We start from the raw sequence: 4,384 nt of genomic DNA, 5'->3' as shown, positions 1-4,384 counted from the left end.
TTTTGGAGAAAAAAAACAACTAAATTAGAGGCTGCCCGACTTTTCGGACAGCCTCTTTTATCTGCTCCACGGAATTACAAATTCCGTGGAGCGGTTTCGCTGTGAAGCAAGCTAACCAATTCAATGATTAGATAAATAACCCTTAACCCTTAATCGTGCTGTTCGCCATTTGCAATGTCGAACCCAGATAATGCAGGATTTGCAATCCTGCTGTTGTGCCCGTCCATATTTGCCTTCACGTAAAGCAAATTCGAGGCAGTTTTGGGGATTACAAATCCCCTTTTATCTGATCCACGGAATTACAAATCCCGAGGAGCGGCTGTTTGGCTATGAAGCAAGCTCAACAATTCAATGAATAACCCTTAACCACCAGCCCCTGTCGCTTGTTCCGGTTTAACTGATCATCAACATTATGGCTATAAAATGAAAGACCGTTCCCGCCAATACGAACAAATGCCAGATGGCATGGGCATAGCGCATTTTTTTGTTGGCATAAAAAATAACTCCGGTGGTATAAGCCAGGCCCCCGGCAGCCATCAGGATGATGATGTCCTGCGTAAGATTGGCCATTAAGGGCCGGATAAAGAACAAAAGCATCCAGCCCATGCTGAGGTATAGGACCAGGGATAGTTTGGAGAAGCGGTGGGTAAAGTAAATTTTAAAAACCAGGCCGATCAAAGTAAGTCCCCAGATGATACCAAAGTACATCCATCCCCTGAATCCGCCTAAACCGATCAATAAAAATGGCGTGTAAGTGCCGGCTATTAAAAAATAGATACTGATATGGTCAAAGGTGCGGAGCAGGGGTTTGATGGTTTCCGACGATATGGCATGATAAAGGGTAGAAAAGGTATACATGAGCAATATGGTGCCTCCAAAAATGCTGCAGCTCAGCACGTGGATGAGCGTTCCATTCATCACCGAAAAAACAACCAGCAGCGCAATGGCGACGATGCTAAACAGTATCCCGATCAGGTGGGTAATGCTGTTGGCAAATTCTTCCTTTAAGCTTTGTTTTCTTTCACCGGATCCATTCATTTTCAGTAAGTTGAATAAAAAAAGACTTAAATCTTTGAGGAAATTGAACTACCAATTCCCAGGATTTGGATGAAAAACAGCTGTCAGTCCCAGCTTGAGGATCAGCTTTCAGGGGGAGCCATTCCTTAAGAATGCTGCTGAAAAATGCTAACGCCTTCAGGGTACTTCAGAAGTTTTCCATAGGCAAAGGTAAATGTTTTCAATCATTCTTTTCGGGAATGAGCGGTAAGGAAAAAAAAGAAAAAGACCCCAGAGGATGCTGAGGCCTTTTAGTAAAAATGTTGTAAGGAGTAATAAAAAAATTGTCGCTGTATTACTGCCTCAAAAGTATGCCTTTATTATTTTTGGGGGCGGAATTTTTCATTAAGGATTCTTTATTTAATCCGGGCAATATTAATAATTCAGTAACATCCCAGGAAAGCGACTTTTATTGGCCCGGTGTACGTTAATTTTTGTACTTTTACGGGAAATTATGAAAGCAAGAACCATAAAAAAAGATAAAGTCAATATCATTACCATGGGTTGTTCCAAAAACCTCGTGGACTCAGAGGTATTGCTCAGCCAGCTGAAGGGAAATGGTATTGAAGCCAGACACGAATCCACAGCTGCCGATAACAATATTGTCATCATCAATACCTGTGGATTTATTGACAATGCCAAGCAGGAGTCGATCAACACCATATTGGAATATGCGGCTGCCAAGGACAAGGGCCTGGTAGACAAGGTCTATGTGACGGGGTGCCTTTCTCAGCGGTATAAGGATGATTTGGAGGTAGAAATTCCCCAGGTAGATGCCTTTTTTGGTACCCGGGATTTGCCGGCCCTGTTGAAGAAATTTAAAGCCGATTACAAGCATGAACTCGTAGGGGAGAGGTTGTTGAGCCATGCGGCGCACTATGCGTATATGAAGATTTCCGAAGGCTGTGACCGGCCTTGCTCATTTTGTGCCATTCCGCTGATGCGTGGCGGCCATGTATCCAGACCCATTGAGGAATTGGTACAGGAAGCCAGGCACAAGGCGGCTCAGGGGACCAGGGAGCTGCTGCTGATCGCACAGGATTCTACCTATTATGGATTGGACCTGTACAAAAAAAGGCGTTTGGCGGATCTCTTAAAGGCACTTTCTGATGTGGAGGGGATTGACTGGATCCGCCTGCATTATGCCTATCCAACGGGCTTTCCCATGGATGTACTGGATGTGATGGCCGAGCGGGAAAATATCTGCAATTACCTGGACATCCCCTTGCAACATGGATCCAGCGCGGTATTGAAAACCATGCGCAGGGGTACCAGCAGGGAAAAGCAGGAGGAATTGATCCAAAGCATCCGGGCAAAAATTCCCGATATTGCCATCAGGACTACCCTGATCGCCGGGCATCCTGGTGAAGGGGAGGAGGAGTTTGAAGAAATGGTGGACTTTGTGGAGCGCATGCGTTTTGAGCGGCTGGGAGTTTTTACCTATTCCCATGAAGAAGATACCCACGCCCATTCGCTGGAGGACCATGTGCCGGCCCAGGTGAAACAGGAAAGGGCCAACAGGATCATGGAGGTACAGGAACAAATATCCTTTGAATTGAATCAGGAGAAAGTTGGTAAAACTTTCAAAGTATTGATTGATAAAAAAGAAAGCGGTCATTTTGTGGGGCGAACGGCCTACGATTCGGTGGATGTGGACAATGAGGTATTGATTGATGCCGGCAGGTTTTACTGCAGGATCGGGGATTTTGTTTCGGTGAAAATAACCGGAGCGGCTGAATTTGACCTGTATGGAGAAGTAGTCTGACACTGTTCCCCATGCATTAATTTTTATTGACCATAAGCGAAATTACCCCATGCAGTTACAAGAAGTGAGCACCAAAGCCCAAAGAGAAGAATTTATTAAAATGGCCGTCAGGTTGTACCGCAATGAAGAAAACTGGATCAGACCTCTGGACAAGGATATAGAAGATTTGTTTCATCCGGAGACCAATAAATTGTTCAAGACGGGAGGAAAAGCGATCCGCTGGTTGCTGCTGGATGATCAGGGGAATACCATCGGCAGGAATGCGGCATTTATCAATCCCAAATGGAAGGAAAAACAGCCTACCGGAGGAATGGGTTTTTTTGAGTGCATCAATGACCCCCAGGCTGCCTTTCTTTTGTTTGATGCTGCCAGGGACTGGTTGCAGGCGCAGGGGATGGAGGCCATGGATGGTCCGGTAAACTTCGGGGAAAGGGACAAATGGTGGGGATTATTGGTGGAAGGTTATTCCCCACCCAATTACAATATGTATTGGAATTTCCCCTATTACAGGGCGCTTTTTGAAGCTTATGGATTTCAGGTGTACTTTCGCCAATTTACCTATATGAGGGCGGTCAGGGGGGTGACCCTGGACCCCAAAATGGAAGAGCGGGCCAAAAATATCCTCCTCGATAAGGATTTTCAATTCCGGTACCTGAAAGGCAAGGAGTTGTGGGAGAAGTTTCCGGAATATTTCATGAAGGTCTACAATAAGGCCTGGGCCAGGCACATGGGCAAAACCATCTCTGAGAGAGAGGCCCGCCTGATGCTGACCAAGATGAAGCCTGTGATTGACCCTTACCTGGTGTATTTCGGCTTTTACAAAGGAGAGCCGGTCTCTTTTTTCATCAATATTCCGGAGATCAATCAGTTGTTCAAGTACGTGAATGGCAAGCTGGACCTGATGGGTAAGTTAAAATTTATATGGAACAAGACCTTCAATCCCCCCAATAAAATGTTGGGTCTGGTATTTGGGGTAGTGCCTGAATTTCAGGGAAAAGGGGTGGAAAGTGCCATGATAACGGAATACCGGGACAACATCGCTGAAAAGAAGCTCTCCTACAAAACCATTGAAATGAACTGGATTGGAGACTTTAATCCCAAAATGATGCGGGTTTGTGAGCAGCTGAATGCTTCTATCTACAAGACCCACCATACCTACCGGTACCTGTTTGACCGGGAGAAACCTTTTGAACGGCATCCTATTTTTAAATAAAGCAATCGGGATGAGGATGGGGTTTTTGCAATATATGGGAATATAAACTTCTCATTGTTTAATGGATAATGTTGAGTCAAAGGCTATTTATGGTATTTTAGCTTGTTTCTATTGTACTTTTTCTCCCGATTCGCTGCGCTGCTCGGGACAGGCTCGTTTTTTTTCAGGCCTACGCTCTTTGCGTTTTTAAAATATAAGTCTTCTTTTTTATCAAATTTCTCCAGGGTAATTTCTATATCAAACAAAAATTAAATTACGTCATCGGTAAATAGGCAAATCCCCCTTTAAAAGGGGGTCAATGCTATTAAGTTATGGTTTTCGAATTACTATTTTCCTTTCTGAAAATGGTT

The 4,384-nt window shown here is 44.6% G+C and carries 3 protein-coding genes; 2 read left to right on the top strand and 1 reads right to left on the bottom strand.

The window, feature by feature from the left end:
* Nucleotides 1–393: 393 nt before the first annotated feature.
* Entirely contained in the window at nucleotides 394–1,038 is a 645-nt protein-coding gene (locus HUJ21_RS22940) for a hemolysin III family protein (protein WP_291373158.1), read from the bottom strand.
* Between the two features lie 472 nt (nucleotides 1,039–1,510).
* Here HUJ21_RS22940 and rimO point away from each other — a divergent pair, with 472 nt between their 5' ends.
* Both rimO and HUJ21_RS22930 read left to right on the top strand, forming a co-directional pair.
* Nucleotides 1,511–2,821, top strand: a complete 1,311-nt coding sequence (gene rimO / locus HUJ21_RS22935) for a 30S ribosomal protein S12 methylthiotransferase RimO (RefSeq protein ID WP_291373156.1) — start codon at nucleotides 1,511–1,513, stop codon at nucleotides 2,819–2,821.
* 49 nt (nucleotides 2,822–2,870) lie between these two features.
* Nucleotides 2,871–4,034: a hypothetical protein gene (locus tag HUJ21_RS22930; protein WP_291373155.1), complete on the top strand. Its 1,164-nt coding sequence runs from the start codon at nucleotides 2,871–2,873 to the stop codon at nucleotides 4,032–4,034.
* Nucleotides 4,035–4,384 lie beyond the last annotated feature (350 nt).

This window comes from Cyclobacterium sp. (assembly GCF_014762705.1).
Lineage (GTDB): Bacteria > Bacteroidota > Bacteroidia > Cytophagales > Cyclobacteriaceae > Cyclobacterium.
The sequence above is the reverse complement of the archived record's forward strand: the minus strand, read 5'-3'. Positions and strand labels throughout refer to the sequence as shown.

Bases quoted from the DNA above. Each gene is read 5' to 3' on its own strand.
- HUJ21_RS22940 (WP_291373158.1), bottom strand. From the start codon at position 1,038: ATGAATGGATCCGGTGAAAGAAAACAAAGCTTAAAGGAAGAATTTGCC.
- rimO (WP_291373156.1), top strand. From the start codon at position 1,511: ATGAAAGCAAGAACCATAAAAAAAGATAAAGTCAATATCATTACCATG.
- HUJ21_RS22930 (WP_291373155.1), top strand. From the start codon at position 2,871: ATGCAGTTACAAGAAGTGAGCACCAAAGCCCAAAGAGAAGAATTTATT.